This is a genomic window from Streptomyces vastus, assembly GCF_039532825.1.
GTDB lineage: Bacteria > Actinomycetota > Actinomycetes > Streptomycetales > Streptomycetaceae > Streptomyces > Streptomyces vastus.
Map to the genome: position 1 here is coordinate 39,217 of NZ_BAAASJ010000106.1, position 17,262 is coordinate 56,478.

Sequence of the window (17,262 nt, forward strand, 5' to 3'; positions counted from 1 at the left end):
GCGATGGCCGGAGAGGGAGCCGGGCTGACGGGGGAGCCGCTGTCGGCGGGGCGGAATAGGAAAGCTCCGGGGTGTGTTGGAGGGGTACGGTTGATCCATCAACAACATGAATGAAGGGCTGAGGACGATGCAGTTCGGCATCTTCACCGTCGGTGATGTGGCCACCGACCCCACGACCGGCCGTACGCCGACCGAGCATGAGCGGATCAAGGCAATGGTCGAGATCGCGCAGAAGGCGGAAGAGGTGGGGCTGGACGTATTCGCGACCGGCGAGCACCACAACCCGCCGTTCGTGCCGTCCTCGCCGACGACGCTGCTGGGCTGGATCGCCGCCCGGACCGAGCGGATCATCCTGTCCACGGCGACCACGCTGATCACCACCAACGACCCGGTGAAGATCGCCGAGGACTACGCGATGCTGCAGCACCTGGCGGACGGTCGCGTGGATCTGGTGATGGGCCGCGGCAACACCGGCCCGGTCTACCCCTGGTTCGGGCAGGACATCCGGCAGGGCATCAACCTCGCCATCGAGAACTACGCCCTGCTGCACCGGCTGTGGCGCGAGGACGTCGTCGACTGGGAGGGGCGGTTCCGCACCCCGCTTCAGGGCTTCACCTCCACGCCCCGGCCACTGGACGGCGTACCGCCGTTCGTCTGGCACGGCTCCATCCGTTCCCCGGAGATCGCCGAGCAGGCCGCGTACTACGGCGACGGCTTCTTCCACAACAACATCTTCTGGCCCAAGGAGCACACCAAGAAGCTGATCGACCTCTACCGGGAGCGGTACGCGTACTACGGCCATGGCAGCCCCGAACAGGCCATCGTCGGCCTGGGCGGTCACGTCTACATGCGCCACAACTCCCAGGACGCGATCCGCGAGTTCCGCCCGGTCTTCGACCACTCACCGGTGATGGGCGGCGGCGTCTCCATGGAGGAGTACATGGAGCAGACCCCGCTGACCGTCGGCACTCCCGAGCAGGTCATCGAGAAGACGCTCACCTTCCGCGAACACTTCGGCGACTACCAGCGCCAGCTGTTCATCGTGGACGGCGGCGGAGTCCCGCAGAAGGCCGTGCTGGAGCAGATCGACATGCTCGGCGAGGAGGTCGTACCGGTGCTGCGGAAGGAGTTCGCCAAGCACCGGCCGGCCGACGTGCCCGACGCCCCCACCCACGCCTCGCTGCTCGCCGCCCGCGACGCGGAGCGCGCACCCACCGCTGAAACGGCGGCCTGAGACCCGTACGACCTACGACCGCACGACCCCGATACCGTACGAAAGGACCTGACGATGAAGCCCCTGAAGCTGGCGGTTGTGTCTGCGGGCCTGCGCCAGCCCTCCTCCACCCGGCTGCTCGCGGACCGGCTCGCCGACGCCACCCGCGAGAGCCTGGCGGACGCCGGACGCAAGGTGGACGTGCACGTGGTCGAACTCCGCGACCTGGCCACGGACATCGCCCACAACCTGGTCAACGGCTTCCCGGGAGCTGCCCTGCGTGAGGAGCTGGAGGCGGTCAGGGAAGCAGACGGTGTCATCGCGGTCACGCCGGTGTTCTCGGCCTCGTACAGCGGGCTGTTCAAGTCGTTCTTCGACGTGCTGGACGAGGGCGCTCTCACCGGAAAGCCGGTGCTGATCGCCGCCACGGGTGGCAGCTCGCGGCATTCCCTTGTCCTCGAGCACGCGCTGCGTCCGCTCTTCGCCTACCTGCACGCGATCGTCGTACCCACTGCCGTGTACGGGGCGTCCGAGGACTGGGGAACGGCCGGTGACGGGCGTAACGGTGGTCTCGCGTCCCGGGTCGGCCGGGCCGGTGGCGAGCTGGCAGGGCTCATGGCCGGTGGCCGGGCCGTAACGCCGCCCACAGAGACCGTCGTGCCCTTCGAGCAACAGTTGGCCGCACTGCGGTCGGCGTGAGGAGAGTACTGATGAGCGACAACTTCAACGACACCTGGGCGAACGGCGGCGTCGCGCCCGACCGCTGGGCCAGCGCCCTGCACCTGTTCGACAACGGCGCCGGTGTGCCGCACGAGGAGACCACCGCCGAACGCTGGGAGCGGGCTCAGTTGCTGTTCGAGGCCAGGGACTACATCGGCGCGGCGAAGCTGCTCGCCGACGTCGTCGAGAAGGCCCCGGAGCAGACCGGCCCCCGGCTGCTGCTGGCCCGCGCCTACTACCACTCCGCACAACTCCGGCGCGCCGAGGAGCAGCTGCGCGTGATCGTCGAGCGCGATCCGGTGGAGCACTACGCCCACCTGATGCTGGGCCGCACCCTGGAGCGTCAGGGGCGCCATGACGAAGCGAAGCCTTGGTTGCGCGTGGCCGACGCGTTCTCGGGCGAGTTTCGGGACGACGTCTGACCTGAAGGCGCGGGCGGACGTTTGTGGGCGGCGGACACTGGTCAACCAGTGTCCGCCGCCGACGTGTTGCTGAGGTGGCCGGTCAGGCAACCGGCCGGTTCACGGATGGCCCCGCAAGATGTCGAGTGCCGTCAGCGCCACATGAAGCTCCGTGCGCTCTTCGCCGGACTCGAGGTCGCAGGCGAGCAGGCGCTCGATGGTGCGCAGGCGTTGGTAGACGGTCTCGCGGGACAGTGCGCCGCGGCGTGCGGTGGTGGTCTTGTTGCCGGACGCGTCCAGGTAGTGGCGCAGGGTCGTCAGCAGGTCGGTGCCGTGGCGGGTGTCGTGGTCGATGAGGGGGCTGAGCCGGCGTTCGGAGTACTCCTGGATGCGAGGGTCCTCGCGGAATGCGTACAGCAGGCGGCGCAGTCCGATGTCGGGCAGTTCGTGGAAGGGGCGGTCCGGGGGGAGGGGCTGGCCGGGCGGCGTGGCCTCGGCGACGCGGGCCGCCGCGCGGAAGGAGCGGGCGGTGTCGCGGAGGTCCGTGACCTCCGAGCCGACGCTCACGACCGCCGTCGAGGCGACGTCCAGCGCGGCGCGGCCGAGCAGCCCGGCGACAGGCCGCCAGGACTGGGACGGGCGCAGCGCCAGGAGGACGCCGAGACGACCGGGAGCCAGCTCGCCGACGAGCGCCGGGATCCCTGTGGTCCGCGCTTCTTCGGAGAGACGGGCCTCAAGGACCGCGGCCTCGTCCGAGTCCGATGTACGGAGGTCCGATGTACGGAGGTCGGCTGTATGGAGGTTGGCTGTACGGAGATCCACGAGGATCGCGAGGAACCGGCTGTCCTCGGTGGGCAGGCCCAGTGCGGCGAAGCGGGCGCGGGCGTCCTCGGGGGAGTGGTGGCGCTGTTCCGCCAGATCACGCAGGGCGTCTCGGTGCGCTGTGCGCTCCCAGGGCGTGGGGTGGATGAGGCGGGCGACGGCCAGGGCCATCGCCGTACGCTCCAGCACGGTGATGTGTTCCGGGCCGAAAGACGGCTCCACGGCCCGGACCGGGAGCATGGCCACGCGACCCCAGCGTTCGCCCTGGTACTCGACGGGTGCGGTGAGCCAGCCCTCCGGGCCGCCCACGCCCGGGTGGTCACCGGTCGGCGTCGCCCTGGAGCGCTGTTCCCAGTCGGTGAGCGCCTCCTCCAGCGTGCTGCCGGAGACCTCGTACGTCAGCGCCTGGTGAACCAGGTTCTCCAGTACGACCGTGTGGCCGCTCAGCTGCGCCGCCACGCGCACCACATCTTCCGGTCCCGCACCGCGCAGCGTCAGGGCGGTGAACGCCTCGTGGATGCGCTGGGTCCGGCGCATCGCGTCCGCCTGGCTGCCGAGGATGAGCGCGTGGACGACCTGGGTGACTTCCAGGAAGTTGACGTCCTTGGCGAGGGTGATCAGCGGGAGGCCGCGGGCCCGGCAGGCCTGGACGAGTGCGTCGGGCGGGCGGTGGTAGCGGCGTACGAGTTCGATGACCAGGGCCGCGGCGTCGACGCGGGCGAGTTCGTCGACGTACCGGCGTACGCCCGCCGGGTCCTCGGGCAGCGGCATGCCGGTGGTCAGGACGAGCTCGCCGCCCTTGAGGAAGGAGGCGGGATCCGTGAGCTCGGTGATGTGGACCCAGCGCACCGGCCGGTCGAGGTGCGCGACGCCGGTCACCACCTCAGGCCGTCCGGCGGACATGACGGGGAGAGCGAGGACGTCGGCGACGGTGGGCGCGTGGCCGGTCGCGGCGGTGTCCCGGTCGTCGGGGGCCGGCGGACGAACTGTCGGGTGCTTGACGTTCACGGTGTCTCCATAGGGGTACCCGCGCTCGAGAATCCGGGAGTGCGGGACGAGCCGAGCCCTCGGGGGAGTGGCCCGGTCACTGTCGCAAGCGGCGCTGACCTGCGCAAGAGCAGTGCGCCCGGCGTACGCCCCGTCGGTCGGCGGCTCCGTGGTTGACACAATGTCCGATCACCGCGCTCACGCCGGACAGATCGCGCGTTGTAGCGGTCCGCGCCCGCGGAAATACTCGGGTACAGGAGCAAGCAGACCACGCAGATCACGACGTACGGCCGGGAGACGAACATGACCGCACTGTCGCCGCACCTTCGCCAGGCCACCCCCGTGACGGCGGTCCGGGGGGAGGGCGTCCACCTGTACGGCGAGGACGGCCGCCGTTACCTCGACTTCACCGCCGGCATCGGCGTCACCAGCACCGGGCACTGCCACCCCAGGGTTGTGGCGGCGGCGCAGGAGCAGGTGGGCACGCTGGTCCACGGCCAGTACACGACCGTCATGCACCAGCCGCTGCAGCGACTTGTCGACAAGCTCGGCGAGGTGCTGCCGTCCGGCCTGGACAGTCTGTTCTTCACGAACTCCGGCAGCGAGGCGGTCGAGTCGGCGCTGCGGCTGGCCCGCCAGGCCACCGGCCGCCCCAACGTCGTTGTCTGCCACGGCGGTTTCCACGGCCGTACGGTGGCCGCCGCCTCCATGACCACCTCGGGAACCCGCTTCCGCTCCGGCTTCTCCCCGCTGATGAGCGGCGTGGTCGTCACCCCCTTCCCGAGCGCCTACCGCTACGGCTGGGACGAGGACACCGCCACCCGCTTCGCCCTCCAGGAGCTCGACTACACCCTCCAGACGATCTCCTCGCCCGCCGACACGGCCGCGATCATCGTCGAGCCGGTGCTCGGCGAAGGCGGCTACGTCCCCGCCACCCGCGCCTTCATGGAGGGCCTGCGGGAGCGCGCGGACCGGCACGGCTTCCTGCTCATCCTCGACGAGGTGCAGACCGGCGTCGGCCGCACCGGCCGGTTCTGGGGCCATGACCACTTCGGCGTCACCCCGGACATCCTGATCACCGCCAAGGGCCTGGCCAGCGGGTTCCCGATCTCCGGCATCGCCGCCTCCGAGGAGCTGATGACCAAGGCGTGGCCGGGCTCGCAGGGCGGCACGTACGGCGCCAACGCCGTCGCCTGCGCCGCGGCCTGCGCCACCCTCGATGTCGTACGCGACGAGAAGCTGGTCGAGAACGCCGACGCGATGGGCGCCCGGCTGCGCACCGGCCTGGAGGCGGTGGCCGAGCGGACGCCGGCCATCGGAGACGTACGCGGCATGGGGCTCATGCTGGCCAGCGAGTTCGTCACCGAGGACGGCAGCCCCGACCCCGAGACCGCCGCCCGTGTGCAGCGCGCCGCCATCGACGAGGGCCTGCTCCTGCTCCTGTGCGGCGCCTGGAACCAGGTCGTACGGATGATCCCGGCGCTCGTCATCGACGAGAAGGCGGTGGACGAGGGCCTCCAGGCGTGGACGGCCGCGGTGGAGGCCGGTACCTCAGGGGCGTCGCAGCGATGACGGACTCCCTCGCGCACCTGGTCGACGAGCTCGCCCGCACTGCTCCCGGCCTGCGGATCGAGACCGGTGCGGGAGGGACCGGCGCCTACGCCTACGACGCCTCGAACTACCGGGTCCCGCCGCAGGCGGTGGCCTTCCCCCGCAGCGCCGACGACGTGTGCGCGGTGCTGCGGGCCTGCCGGGAGGCGGGCGTCCCGCTCACCGCGCGAGGCGGCGGCACCAGCATGGCGGGCAACGCCGTCGGACCCGGCGTCGTCCTGGACTTCTCCCGGCACATGAACCGGATCCTGGATATCGACCAGGAGGCGCGGACTGCGCGCGTCGAGGCAGGAGTGGTCCTCGACGCGCTCCAGAGCGCGACGGGCCCGTACGGGCTGGCCTTCGGCCCCGACCCCTCCTCGCACAGCCGCTGCACCCTCGGCGGCATGATCGGCAACGACGCGTGCGGCAACCGGTCCGTGCGGCACGGCCGCACCAGCAGCCACATCGAGGCACTGGAGATCGTGACGGCCGACGGCGTACGCGCCATCGCCGACCACAACGGGCTGCACCCGGTCGACCCCGATGCCGCAGAACACATCTCCCGCCTGGAACAGGACATCCGGAGCCTGATCGCCGACAACCTGGCTCCGATCCGCACCGAGCTGGGCCGCATCCCCCGCCAGGTCTCCGGCTACCACCTGCACCGTCTGCTGCCCGAGAACGGCTTCGACATGGCCCGCGCGCTGGTCGGCTCGGAGGGCACCTGCGCGGTCGTCACGGCGGCGACGGTACGGCTCGTCGCGACGGCCCCCGCCACGGCGCTGCTCACCCTCGGCTACGACGACGTCGTCGATGCCGCCGAGGACGTGCCGGAGATCCTGCGCTGGACTCCGACCGCCGTCGAGGGCATGGACGAGGCGATCGTCGCCACCATGCGCGCCCGCCGCGGGCCGGACTCCGTCACCGGCCTGCCCGAAGGGCGTGCCTGGCTCTACGTCGAACTCGACGGCGACGACGAGGCCGCGGTGAACAACCGCGCCTCCGAACTGCTGGACGTGCTCAAGGCCCGGGGCCGGATGACCGGCGGACGGGTCGTGGAGAGCGCGGCCGAGCGGCGCTCGCTGTGGCGGGTGCGCGAGGACGGGGCCGGGCTCGCCGCCCGTCTCGTCGACGGCGGCGAGTCCTGGCCCGGCTGGGAGGACGCGGCGGTCGCGCCCGAGCAACTGGCCGCCTATCTACGGGACTTCCGCCGACTGCTGACCACCCACGGACTGACCGGAGTGCTGTACGGACACTTCGGTGCCGGCTGCGTCCACGTACGCATCGACTTCGACCTCGCCACGGACACCGGGCGCGCCGCCACCCGCCGCTTCCTCTCCGAAGCGGCCGCGCTGGTCGTCGAGCACGGCGGAACGCTGTCGGGGGAGCACGGCGACGGGCGGGCACGCGGTGAACTGCTGGAGGTCATGTACAGCCACCAGATGATCCGGACGTTCGCCGCGTTCAAGGAGACCTTCGACCCTCAAGGGCTTCTGAACCCCGGCGTCATCGTCGACCCGGCTCCCTTGGACGCCGATCTGGCGCTGCACACGCCCTCTGTCGTGCTGCCCGTGGAGACCCTCTTCTCCTTCCCGCACGACGAGGACGGCTTCGAGGGCGCCGTCCGCCGCTGCGTCGGAGTCGGCCGCTGCCGCAGCGACGCGGGCGGTGTGATGTGTCCCAGCTACCGGGCCACGGGCGAGGAGAACCACTCCACGCGGGGCCGGGCCCGGCTGCTCCAGGAGATGGTGCGGGTCGGGACCGTCCAGGACGGCTGGCGCTCGACCGAGGTCAAGGACGCCCTCGATCTGTGCCTGTCCTGCAAGGCGTGCTCCAGCGACTGCCCGGTCGGCGTCGACATGGCCACGTACAAGGCGGAGTTCCTGCACCACCACTACAAGGGCAGGCTCCGGCCCCGCTCCCACTACTCCCTGGGCTGGCTGCCCCTGACCTCGGCCCTGGCCGGATACGCCGCCCGGCCGGTCAACGCGCTGCTGCGCGGGCCGGTCGGCAGGGCGCTCGCCCGCCTCGGAGGCGTGACCACGAAGCGCAGGATCCCGGCCTTCGCCTCCCGGCGCGCCCTGCGCAAGACCCTGCGCGCCACGAAGACCGGCGAACCTCCCAGGGCCCTGCTCTTCGTCGACAGCTTCACGCGCGCCTTCCGCCCCGAGGTCGCGGGCGCCACGAGCCGCGTACTCGCCGACGCCGGAATCCCCTGCACGGCCAAGGACGACCTGTGCTGCGGCCTGACCTGGGTCAGCACCGGCCAGCTGTCCGTCGCCCGCCGCATCATGGCCCGTACGGTCGCCCGCCTGGACGACGGCGACGACCGGCCCATCATCGTGGCCGAGCCCAGCTGCGCGGCCGCGTTGAAGCGTGACGTGCCCGAACTCCTCGGCACCCGTGCTGCCCAGCGCGTCGCGGACCGCGTCCACACCCTCACCGGCGCCCTGACCGACCTGGCCGCCCCCGACTGGACGCCCCCCGACCTGCCGGACAACGTCGTCCTGCAGACGCACTGCCACGAATACGCCACCTTCACCGGCCGCCGCCCGCGCGACCTACTGCGCAGACTCGGCGTACGCAAGGTCGACGAGGCCGAGGGCTGCTGCGGACTCGCCGGCAACTTCGGCTTCGAGGAGCAGCACTACGACACCTCGATGGCCGTGGCCGACCTGGCACTGAAACCCCGCCTGGACGCCATCGACGAGGCCGCACGTTCCGTCGTCGTGGCCGACGGGTTCAGCTGCGCCACGCAGATCGACCACCTCGCCGGTGACCGGGACATCCGTGCCCTGCACCTCGCGGAACTGCTCGATCCCGCCGCCGATCGATCCGATCAACCAGGAGAGACCTCATGACCGACACACCCACGCAGTTGTTCATCGGCGGTGCCTGGGTGGACGCCGCGGACGGCGCCACCCTGCCCGTCGACGACCCGGCGACCGGCGAGATCATCGCTCACGTCGCCGACGCGGGCCCCAAGGACGCCCGGCTCGCGGAGGACGCGGCCGTGGCGGCACAGGAGGGGTGGGCTCGTACGGCACCAAGGGCGCGCAGTGAGATCCTGCGCCGCGCGTACGAGATCATCATCGACCGCACCGACGAGCTCGCCCACCTGATGACGGCCGAGATGGGCAAGCCGCTCGCCGAGGCCAGGGGAGAGGTGGCATACGCGGCGGAGTTCTTCCGCTGGTTCTCCGAGGAGGCCGTACGCATCGACGGCGGCGCCGGCATCCTGCCCGACGGCCGCAACCGCATGCTGCTCTCCCGCCGTCCGGTCGGCCCCTGCCTGCTGATCACCCCGTGGAACTTCCCGCTGGCCATGGGCACCCGCAAGATCGGCCCGGCGATCGCGGCGGGCTGCACCATGATCCTCAAGCCGGCCCCGCAGACCCCGCTGTCCAGCCTCGCGCTGGCTGGGATCCTCAAGGAGGCGGGCCTGCCGGACGGCGTGCTCAACGTCGTCCCCACCTCGCGGGCGGGGGAGGTCGTCGAGCCGCTCCTGCGCGGCGGCAAGATCCGCAAGCTGTCCTTCACCGGCTCCACGCAGGTCGGGCGGCTGCTGCTCGCGCAGTGCGCCGACACCGTCGTACGAACGTCGATGGAGCTGGGCGGCAACGCGCCGTTCGTCGTCTTCGAGGACGCCGACCTGGACAAGGCCGTGGACGGCGCGATGGTCGCCAAGATGCGCAACATGGGCGAGGCGTGCACGGCCGCGAACCGCTTCTTCGTGCACCGGTCGGTGGCGGAGGAGTTCGGACGGCGGCTCGCCGAGCGCATGGGCGCGCTGGTGGTGGGCCCCGGCACCCGGGACGGGGTCGATGTCGGCCCGCTGATCGACGCGAAGGGACGGGCCAAGGTCGAGGAGCTGGTCGCCGACGCGGTGGACCGCGGCGCCGAGGTCCTCGTCGGCGGCCGTACGCCGCAAGGGCCCGGCTGCTTCTACCCGCCGACCGTGCTCGCGGATGTCGACCCCGGGAGCCGCCTGATGGACACGGAGATCTTCGGCCCCGTGGCGGCGATCCTCACCTTCGACGACGAGAACGAGGTCGTACGCCGCGCCAACGACACACCGTGGGGCCTGGTCGGCTACGTCTTCACCGAGGGCCTCGACCGCGCCCTGCGGGTCAGCGAGCGCCTGGAGGTGGGCATGGTCGGCCTCAACACGGGCCTCGTCTCCAACCCGGCCGCGCCCTTCGGCGGCGTCAAGCAGTCCGGGCTGGGCCGCGAGGGCGGCAGGGTCGGGATCGACGAGTTCCTGGAGTACCAGTACTTGGCGGTGCCGGTGGGCTGAACGGGCCCCCTCTGAGGGACCAGCTCGCGTTCAGTGCAGTTCGGCCCGCGCCGGGCTGCCGTCGGTGGGGCTGTCGTCGAGGAAGCCGCCCGACTGGTGCTGCCACAGCTTCGCGTAGGCGCCGTCCGACGCGAGCAGTTCCTGGTGCGTGCCCTGCTCGACGATCCGTCCACGGTCGAGGACGACGAGCTGGTCCATGCCGGCGACGGTGCTCAGCCGGTGTGCCACCACGAGCGCCGTCCGCCCCTCCATGAGCCGCCACAGCGCCTCCTGGACGAGGACCTCGCTCTCGGAGTCCAGCGCGCTGGTCGCCTCGTCGAGCAGCAGGACCGGCGCGTCGCGCAGGACCGCCCTGGCGAGAGCGACGCGTTGGCGCTGTCCGCCGGACAGCTTGATGCCGCGCTCGCCCACCATGGTGTCGAAGCCGTCCGGCAGCGCGTCGGCGAACTCCGTGACGTGCGCCGCCTCGGCCGCGCGGCGGATCTCGGCGTCGGTGGCGCCCGGCCGGGCGAACGCGATGTTGTCCCGCAGCGTGCGGTGGAACATCGCCGGGTCCTGCGGCACGTAGGCGATCAGGCTGCGCAGGTCGGCCTGGCGCAGCCTGCTGATGTCCTGACCCCCGATCAGGATCCGGCCCGCGTCGATGTCCATCATCCGCAGCAGCAGCCGGCTGAGTGTGGTCTTGCCCCCGCCGGACCGGCCGACGAGACCGATCTTCGTCCCGCTGGGTACAGCCAGGTCGATGCCCTCGAAGAGCGGCTCCGCGCCCGCGTGGGCGAAGGTCACCCGCTCGAAGCGTACGTCGGCGGCCCCGGGCAGCAGCGGCTCCGGCGAGACGGGGTCGCGCACGGTCGGCGGCGTCAGCAGCAGTTCGGTGAACTGCGCGGCCTCCGTCATCGAGCTCTCCAGGCGGCGGTAGATCTGGTTGAACTCGAACATGATCCGCGTCGCGTTGCTGTAGTACGTGAAGGCGACCACGACCGCCTCCACGCCGTTCCCGCCCCCGCCGAGCGTGACCGCGAGCAGCAGGCCCAGCGCGTTGGTCAGCACTGACATCGGCGCGACCAGGGTGTCGATGCGCAGGTTGCCGTAGTCCCACGACCTCAACGTGAGCCGTCGCGACGCCGCGACGCGGGACCGGTGCTCGGCGGTCTCGCGTTCCTCGGCGGCGAAGGCCCGGACCGTGTCCATGTTCATCAGGCTGTCGGCGACGTGACCCGATACCCGGGCGATCGCCTCCTCGCGCTGGTCGACGAGGGCCTGACGGCGGCGGATGAGGGGCACCACACACAGCACCGTCAGTGCGATCATCGCCAGGAGTCCGACGACGAGCAGCGGTTCGTAGCGCCACAGCACCACCGACCCGAACAGCAGCGGCACGAACCTGCCCACGACCTGGAACGTCATCGTGTCGACGAACTCCTCGAAGCGGGAAGCGAAGCTCAGCACCCGCTTGGTGAGCGACCCCGCGAAGTTGTCGTGGAAGAACGCGGCGTCCTTGGCGAACAGCTCGTCCATGCCGATCACATACAGGTGCTCGATGCCGAGGGCGTCCACGCGGTTCAGGCAGTGCATGCCGATGCGCCACAGCGTCTCCGCGAGCAGCAGAATGCCGGCGAAGCCGAGTACGTACGGCAGTGTCGTGCCGATGCTGATGTCGGCGTCGTCGGCGATTCGGCCGACGAGCTTCGCGACCACCAGTGGTGCGATGTAGAAGATGCCGATGTTGCCCAGCGCCGGCAGCAGCATCCCGGGCACCGTCCACCGCCGGAGTCGGGCCAACTCCCGTCCGTAGTAACGAAGTGCGAGGAGCACCGGGCCCCTGCCCGGCAGCGCCCTGTGCGATACAGACTGCGATCCCATACTCACCCTGTGTTGTCGAAGGGTTCGCAGTGTCCCGCGGCGGAGCCCACGGAGTCCAAGCGTTTTTCTCAACACCCTGAGATATCAGAGGTGCACGGTTCGGACCGGCGTGCTGTCGTCACCCGGCGGTACGCGGCTGTTTCCGGCCCGGTCCGTCACCCTCAGCGCAGGTGTCGGGCGGTGATCTCCGCAGCGGTGTCGGTCACCAGTTGACCCAGCTCCGCAAGTCGGCCGGGCTCGAAGCGGGAGTCGGGCAGGGAGACGGCCACGGCGGCCAGTGGAACGCCGTCACCGTCCAGGACGGGCGCCGCGATGGCACAGACACCCTGGAGGTACTGGTTGTGGTTGACGGCGTATCCACGGTCTCTGACGCGCCGGAGCTCCGTGCGCAGCTCCACCGGGTCGGTGATGGTCTCCTCGCCGTAACCCTCGAGCGTGCCGGCCGCGACCTCGTCGACCTCGGACTTCGGCAGATGGGCGAGGACCGCGTGTCCGCCGGCCGTGGCGTGCAGGGGGGAGGTGTCGCCGATGGCGTGGTACGTCCGTACGGCGTGGTCGCAGTCGACGCGGTCCACCACGACCATGCACTGCAGGGCGTCGGGCACCGACAGGTGGATGGTCTCGTTCAGCATGTCGCGGAGCTGGGTCATGGGTTCGCGGGCGGCGGCGAACAGGCTGGATCCCTGCAGGGCGGCCGGCCGTACGGCGAGGATGCGGGCACCGATCTCCCAGCGGGTGGTGTCCTTGCGGTTGGCTCGCAGCCAGCCGGCCTCCGCCAGCGTGACCAGGGTGCGCTGCACGGTCGATTTCGGCAGGCCGAAGAGCTTCGTCAGCTCTCCCACGGTCACGGGCTGGTGCTTGGCGACCGCCTCCAGGATGCGCAGCGACCTGGTGACGCTCTTCATTTCCAATTCCGGTGCCCCCTTCAGTTATGTAGCTGCGTCGTGCTCACTTCCTGACTCCCTCCCCGGAGTCGTGGACATGTCGTGCCAGATTCTAGCATGGCGTTCCACATGCTGGCATACATGCTGATGAGGCCGGTGATGCGGCCGGTGTCGAGCTGTGGGAATCAGGTGATCCTCGCGGCGATGAACGGCGACAACGCCCGGACGGCGCTGTACCGCGCCGTGTGGGACAGCCGTCCTGTGCCCGGCCCCTCCTTCGGTGGGCGCTGGGCGGTGGGTGCCTCAAGATGCACTGAGTGCATCGAGGATGACGAGGAGCGGTTCGCGGCGGGCAAAACCCCGCCCGAGGGGCGGCCGCGCTGGTTCCTGCCCTTCGCGGGCGCCTACTACAAGTTCAAGGACCTCATCAAGTAGGCGTGAGACAGGGACTGGACAGATGGACGGTGGATGTATGACGGCCCCGTCCTCCGGCCCGGCCCGGGGTCCTGGCGCGGGGGACACCGCCGCCTTGCAGACGGCAGTCGCGGAGGAGCTTGCGGCTTGTCAGGCGAGCGAAGGCGTGCTCGACGCGGAGATCTTGTGTCGGGCTCGGCTGTGACGGTACGGCCACCGGGTGGTCATCGGTTGGTGTGTGGACGCTCAGCCCTCAACGCGACGAGCCGGAAGCGTCAGAAGGACGCATACCCATGCTGACCACCTCCAGCGCCACCAGGTTCAGAAACACGCACAGGGCCGGCCCCCACGCCTGCGCGTACGAGCCGGCCCTTGCCGGGTGCGGGGCTCTCGGGCCACCGCCTTCCGCTCAGGCGCCCGCCAGGCGTCCGGTGATCTCCGCGGCCGTGCCGGCGACGAGGCGGCCCCACTCGGGTGCCCGGTCCGCGTCGTACCGGGAGTCGGGCATCGAGATGGCCACGGCGGCCAGCGGTGTTCCGGCCTCGTCGAGTACGGGCGCGGCGAGAGCGCAGACGCCCGGGCGGAACTGGTTGGTGTTGATCGCGTACCCGTCGGTGCGGATGCGGTCCAGCTCGGCGCGCAGCGCGTCGGGGGCGGCTGGGGTCGTGTCACTGAACCGTTCCAGTCCCCGCGCGACGAGTTCGTCGACGTCCTGCTTCGGAAGGTGGGCGAGGATGGCACGCCCGACGGCGGTGGCGTGCAGTGGAGACGTGTCGCCGATGGTGTGGAAGGTCCGTACGGCGTGGTCGCAGTCGACGCGGTCCACCACGACCATGCACTGCAGGGCGTCGGGCACCGACAGGTGGATGGTCTCGTTCACCGCGCCCCGGAGGCGGATCATGGGCTCGCGGGCGGCGGCGAACAGGCTGGATCCCTGCAGGGCGGCCGGCCGTACGGCCAGCACCCGGGCGCCGATCTCCCAGCGGGTGGTGTCACTTCGGTTGGCTCGTAGCCAGCCGGCCTCCGCCAGCGTGACCAGGGTGCGCTGCACCGTGGACTTCGGGAGTCCGAAGAGCTTCGTCAACTCCCCGACGGTGACCGGCTGATGCTGGGCGACCGCCTCCAGGATGCGCAGTGACCTGGTGACGCTCTTCATTTCCATCCGATTTCCCCCTGTTAATCCGCGGAATTTCTGCTGGACACCCTCTTGACTCGCCTCCGAGCCGCTGTCATTCTCGTGCCAGATTCTAGCACAGCGTTCCACAATGTGGCACGGCTCCTCAGGGAGGAATCCCGGAGACATGAGCCGGAACTCCGAGACACGACGGTTGCGAGCTGTGGGCCTGACGAAGGGCCCGGCCCCCGCCTGAACGACCTCGAATCGATCAGCCTCACGTCGGGGGCTCAGCATGCGCCCCGGCGAAACGAAAGGAAAGTCCTGTGTCAGCTGCCAGGAAGCGCGTCGCCGTCGTCGGCGTCGGAACGATGGGCAGCCAGGCCGCCTGGCGCCTGGCCGCCCGCGGAGCCGAGGTGGTCGGATTCGACCGCTTCGCCCCCGGCCACGACCGCAGTGCCGCCGGCGGCGAGACCCGCATCTTCCGCAGCGCGCACTTCGAGGACTCCCGCTACGTCCCGTTGCTCAAGCATGCCGACGCCCTGTGGGAGCAGCTCCAGGAGGAGACCGGCCGTGAGCTGCGCCGTCTGACCGGGTGCCTCCTGATGGGGCCGACCGATCACCATCAGATGGCCACCGTCCTGCAGTCCATCGCGGAACACGACCTCGACCACGACGTGCTCGATGCCGAGTCTCTGGCGAAACGTTTTCCCCAGTACCGCATCGAGGACGGCGACGCGGCGGTGCTCGACCGCCGCGCCGGCTTCATCCGCCCGGAGCTGACCATCCAGAGCGCCGCTCGCCGCGCCGAGCAGCTGGGTGCCGTCATCCACCGGTACACCACGGTCCGCGAGATCGTGCCCGTCGCGAACGGTGTGGAGATCCGCACCGACGCCGGCAGCGAGCGCTTCGACACCGCCGTCGTCACCCCCGGCCCCTGGGTCAACGACCTGCTGCCCGGCCTGCCGTGGGAGGTGGACGTCCGCCGCCTGGTCAGCGCCTGGTACGTGCCCACCACTCCCGAGACGTGGTTCGGTGAGGAGCGCCCGGCGTTCATCCGTACGGCACCCACCCACTGCTACGGCCTGCCCTCCCCGGACGGCATCTCGGTCAAGCTCGGCCTCTCCCAGGCCCTGCACCGCCCCGCCGGCGACCCGAACCAGCTGGACCGGACGGTGCAGCCGGAGGAGCTGGAGATCTTCAGCGAGCTGATCGGCCGCTACCTGCCGGACCTCAACCCCGACCCGACCCGGCTGTCGGTCTACATGGAGGGCTACACCAAGAGCAGCCGCCCGCTGGTCGGCCCGCTGCCCGGCGCCGAGAACGTGATCCTGCTCGCCGGGTTCTCCGGCCACGGTTTCAAGCTCTCGCCCGCCTTCGGCGACATCGCCGCCGACCTCGCGCTGGACGGCTCCTCACCCCAGCCCATCGACTTCCTCTCCACCGTCGGCCGTACGGAGGCATGACCATGAACGACGCCACCCTCTCCGTCGGCTCCCTGCACGCCGAGCCCGGTACCAAAACCCGCGGCACCGTCGGGGCGGACCTGGGCACCCTCACCGCGGACATTCCGCTGACCCTGGTCAACGGCACCCGCCCGGGCCCCCGGGTCGTCATCACCGCGGGTGTGCACGGCGGCGAGTTCACGCCCATCGACGCCGTCGTGCGCCTGGCAGGCCTGCTGGAACCCGGTGAGGTGCGCGGGCAGGTGATCATCTGTCCGGTCGCCAACCCCAACGCCGTATACCAGGGCCGGCTCAACGTCTCCCCGGTCGACGGCGTGAACATCAACCGTGTCTTCCCCGGCGACCCGGACGGCGGCCCCACCGAGCGGCTGGCCGCCTGGCTCTTCGCCCACCTCGTCGACGGCGCCGACGTGTACGTCGACCTGCACTGCGGCGGCATCGATCAGGTCCTGCGGGACTTCGTCGGCTACCGCCTCACCGGTGACCCGGACCTCGACAAGGCGACGGCCGAGCTGGCAGGTTCCTTCGGCATCGAGGACGTCATGATCGGGCTGACGGCCGAGGGCGGCAACAGCCACGCGGCCGCCGCCCGCCGGGGCATCTCGGCGGTCCTCGTCGAGGTGGGTCAACGCGGCCAGCGTGACGGGGCCACGGCCCGCCGCCGCGTCGACGGGCTCCTCACGGCACTGCGCCACCTGGGCGTACTGGACCCGGATGGCACGACCGGTGCCGACGACCCCGCTCCAGCCACCGTTCGCGAGTGGGTCTGGTCCGCCGGAGTCACATCCGAGGCCACCGGCCTGTGGTACCCGGAGTTCTCCTTCGACGCCGACATCATCGGCGAAGTCGCCGAGGGCGACCTCCTCGGCCGCATCGTCGACCCGGCCGACGGCCGGGAGCACACGGTCCACGCCCCGGCCGGCGGCCGGATCATCTACGGCATGCACGGCCTCACCGTCCGCCCCGGCACCGAACTGGCCGCCCTGGCCATCCCGTGGGACCCCGACACGGCCACGCGACCCAACACCCTCCCGGTCCCCGGCATGGGCCGCGGATCCGACGAGGCGGACCCCCGCCCCTAGACCCCCATCCCCAGAGGCGGACCCCCGCCCCTAGACCCCCATCCCCAGCTGTCCCTCTTTCCCCGTAGCACCATCCCCAGGAGGCACACCATGAGAGACGCCCGTATAGACCGCAGGCTTTTCCTGCGCGGTGTCGGCGGAGCCACGGCGGGTCTCGCCGCCGCGACCGCCCTCAGCGCATGTGGCACCGGCACGAGCCGCACCCCTTCCGGCAGCGCCAAGGGCGGCGGTAAGACGGTGGTCGTCCGTGACAGCGGCGGTTCCTACGGTGCGGCCCTGCAGAAGGCGATCTACACGCCGTTCACGCAGGAGACCGGGGTCGCCGTCAAGGTGCTGAACCTGGACGACGCTCCGCTGCTCGCGCAGATCAAGCAGGGCCGCCCGCAGTGTGACCTCATCAACAACT

At 70.8% G+C, this 17,262-nt stretch carries 13 protein-coding genes and 1 pseudogene; 10 read left to right on the top strand and 4 right to left on the bottom strand.

The annotated features are described in order from the left end of the window. Positions 1-127: 127 nt before the first annotated feature. The 3 genes from ABD357_RS34160 to ABD357_RS34170 are packed head-to-tail and all read left to right on the top strand — an operon-like array spanning position 128 to position 2,355. The gene (locus tag ABD357_RS34160) at positions 128-1,234 is read left to right on the top strand and encodes an LLM class flavin-dependent oxidoreductase (RefSeq protein ID WP_344395101.1); all 1,107 of its coding nucleotides are present in this window, start codon (positions 128-130) and stop codon (positions 1,232-1,234) included. Positions 1,235-1,288: 54 nt separating this feature from the next. Further along, a complete protein-coding gene (locus ABD357_RS34165) occupies positions 1,289-1,912 on the top strand; it encodes an FMN reductase (RefSeq protein WP_344395102.1) in 624 nt (207 codons plus the stop codon). Between the two features lie 11 nt (positions 1,913-1,923). Next, positions 1,924-2,355, top strand: coding sequence for a tetratricopeptide repeat protein (locus ABD357_RS34170; RefSeq protein ID WP_344395103.1), 432 nt, complete (start codon positions 1,924-1,926; stop codon positions 2,353-2,355). 99 nt (positions 2,356-2,454) lie between these two features. On the opposite strand, the gene ABD357_RS34175 is transcribed toward ABD357_RS34170, so the two are convergent. After that, on the bottom strand, positions 2,455-4,059 hold the full coding sequence (locus tag ABD357_RS34175) for a PucR family transcriptional regulator (protein WP_425585127.1): 1,605 nt from the start codon (positions 4,057-4,059) through the stop codon (positions 2,455-2,457). A 387-nt stretch (positions 4,060-4,446) separates the two neighbouring features. On the opposite strand from ABD357_RS34175, the gene ABD357_RS34180 reads away from it, so the two are divergent. From ABD357_RS34180 to ABD357_RS34190, 3 genes are read left to right on the top strand one after another with little or no spacing between them, the layout of a single operon-like run. Beyond that, positions 4,447-5,715, top strand: a complete 1,269-nt coding sequence (locus ABD357_RS34180; RefSeq protein ID WP_344395105.1) for an aspartate aminotransferase family protein — start codon at positions 4,447-4,449, stop codon at positions 5,713-5,715. Continuing rightward, positions 5,712-8,597, top strand: a complete 2,886-nt coding sequence (locus ABD357_RS34185) for an FAD-binding and (Fe-S)-binding domain-containing protein (protein WP_344395106.1) — start codon at positions 5,712-5,714, stop codon at positions 8,595-8,597. Before ABD357_RS34180 ends, ABD357_RS34185 begins: the two co-directional genes overlap by 4 nt. Then, positions 8,594-10,033, top strand: coding sequence for an NAD-dependent succinate-semialdehyde dehydrogenase (locus tag ABD357_RS34190; RefSeq protein ID WP_344395107.1), 1,440 nt, complete (start codon positions 8,594-8,596; stop codon positions 10,031-10,033). The genes ABD357_RS34185 and ABD357_RS34190 overlap by 4 nt, the downstream gene beginning before the upstream one ends. Before the next feature lie 30 nt (positions 10,034-10,063). Here ABD357_RS34190 and ABD357_RS34195 read toward each other — a convergent pair whose 3' ends face one another. Both ABD357_RS34195 and ABD357_RS34200 read right to left on the bottom strand, forming a co-directional pair. Then, a complete protein-coding gene (locus ABD357_RS34195; protein WP_344395108.1) occupies positions 10,064-11,896 on the bottom strand; it encodes an ABC transporter ATP-binding protein in 1,833 nt (610 codons plus the stop codon). Between the two features lie 161 nt (positions 11,897-12,057). Continuing rightward, positions 12,058-12,801 carry an IclR family transcriptional regulator gene (locus tag ABD357_RS34200; protein WP_344395109.1) on the bottom strand — a complete coding sequence of 248 codons (744 nt, stop codon included), beginning with the start codon at positions 12,799-12,801 and terminating at the stop codon, positions 12,058-12,060. A 120-nt stretch (positions 12,802-12,921) separates the two neighbouring features. Between ABD357_RS34200 and ABD357_RS34205 the strand changes: the two genes are divergently transcribed. Next, the gene (locus ABD357_RS34205) at positions 12,922-13,215 is read left to right on the top strand and encodes a hypothetical protein (protein WP_344395110.1); all 294 of its coding nucleotides are present in this window, start codon (positions 12,922-12,924) and stop codon (positions 13,213-13,215) included. 388 nt (positions 13,216-13,603) lie between these two features. On the opposite strand, the gene ABD357_RS34215 is transcribed toward ABD357_RS34205, so the two are convergent. Next, positions 13,604-14,350 (bottom strand): IclR family transcriptional regulator, encoded by a 747-nt coding sequence (locus tag ABD357_RS34215; RefSeq protein WP_344395117.1) that lies wholly within the window; start codon positions 14,348-14,350, stop codon positions 13,604-13,606. Between the two features lie 284 nt (positions 14,351-14,634). Here ABD357_RS34215 and solA point away from each other — a divergent pair, with 284 nt between their 5' ends. The 3 genes and pseudogenes from solA to ABD357_RS34230 all read left to right on the top strand — a co-directional run. Continuing rightward, positions 14,635-15,774 carry an N-methyl-L-tryptophan oxidase gene (solA, locus tag ABD357_RS34220; RefSeq protein WP_344395111.1) on the top strand — a complete coding sequence of 380 codons (1,140 nt, stop codon included), beginning with the start codon at positions 14,635-14,637 and terminating at the stop codon, positions 15,772-15,774. A 2-nt stretch (positions 15,775-15,776) separates the two neighbouring features. Beyond that, positions 15,777-16,856, top strand: a complete 1,080-nt coding sequence (locus ABD357_RS34225) for a succinylglutamate desuccinylase/aspartoacylase family protein (RefSeq protein ID WP_344395112.1) — start codon at positions 15,777-15,779, stop codon at positions 16,854-16,856. A 90-nt stretch (positions 16,857-16,946) separates the two neighbouring features. Further along, a pseudogene (locus tag ABD357_RS34230) lies at positions 16,947-17,262 on the top strand (ABC transporter substrate-binding protein); the annotation flags it as partial.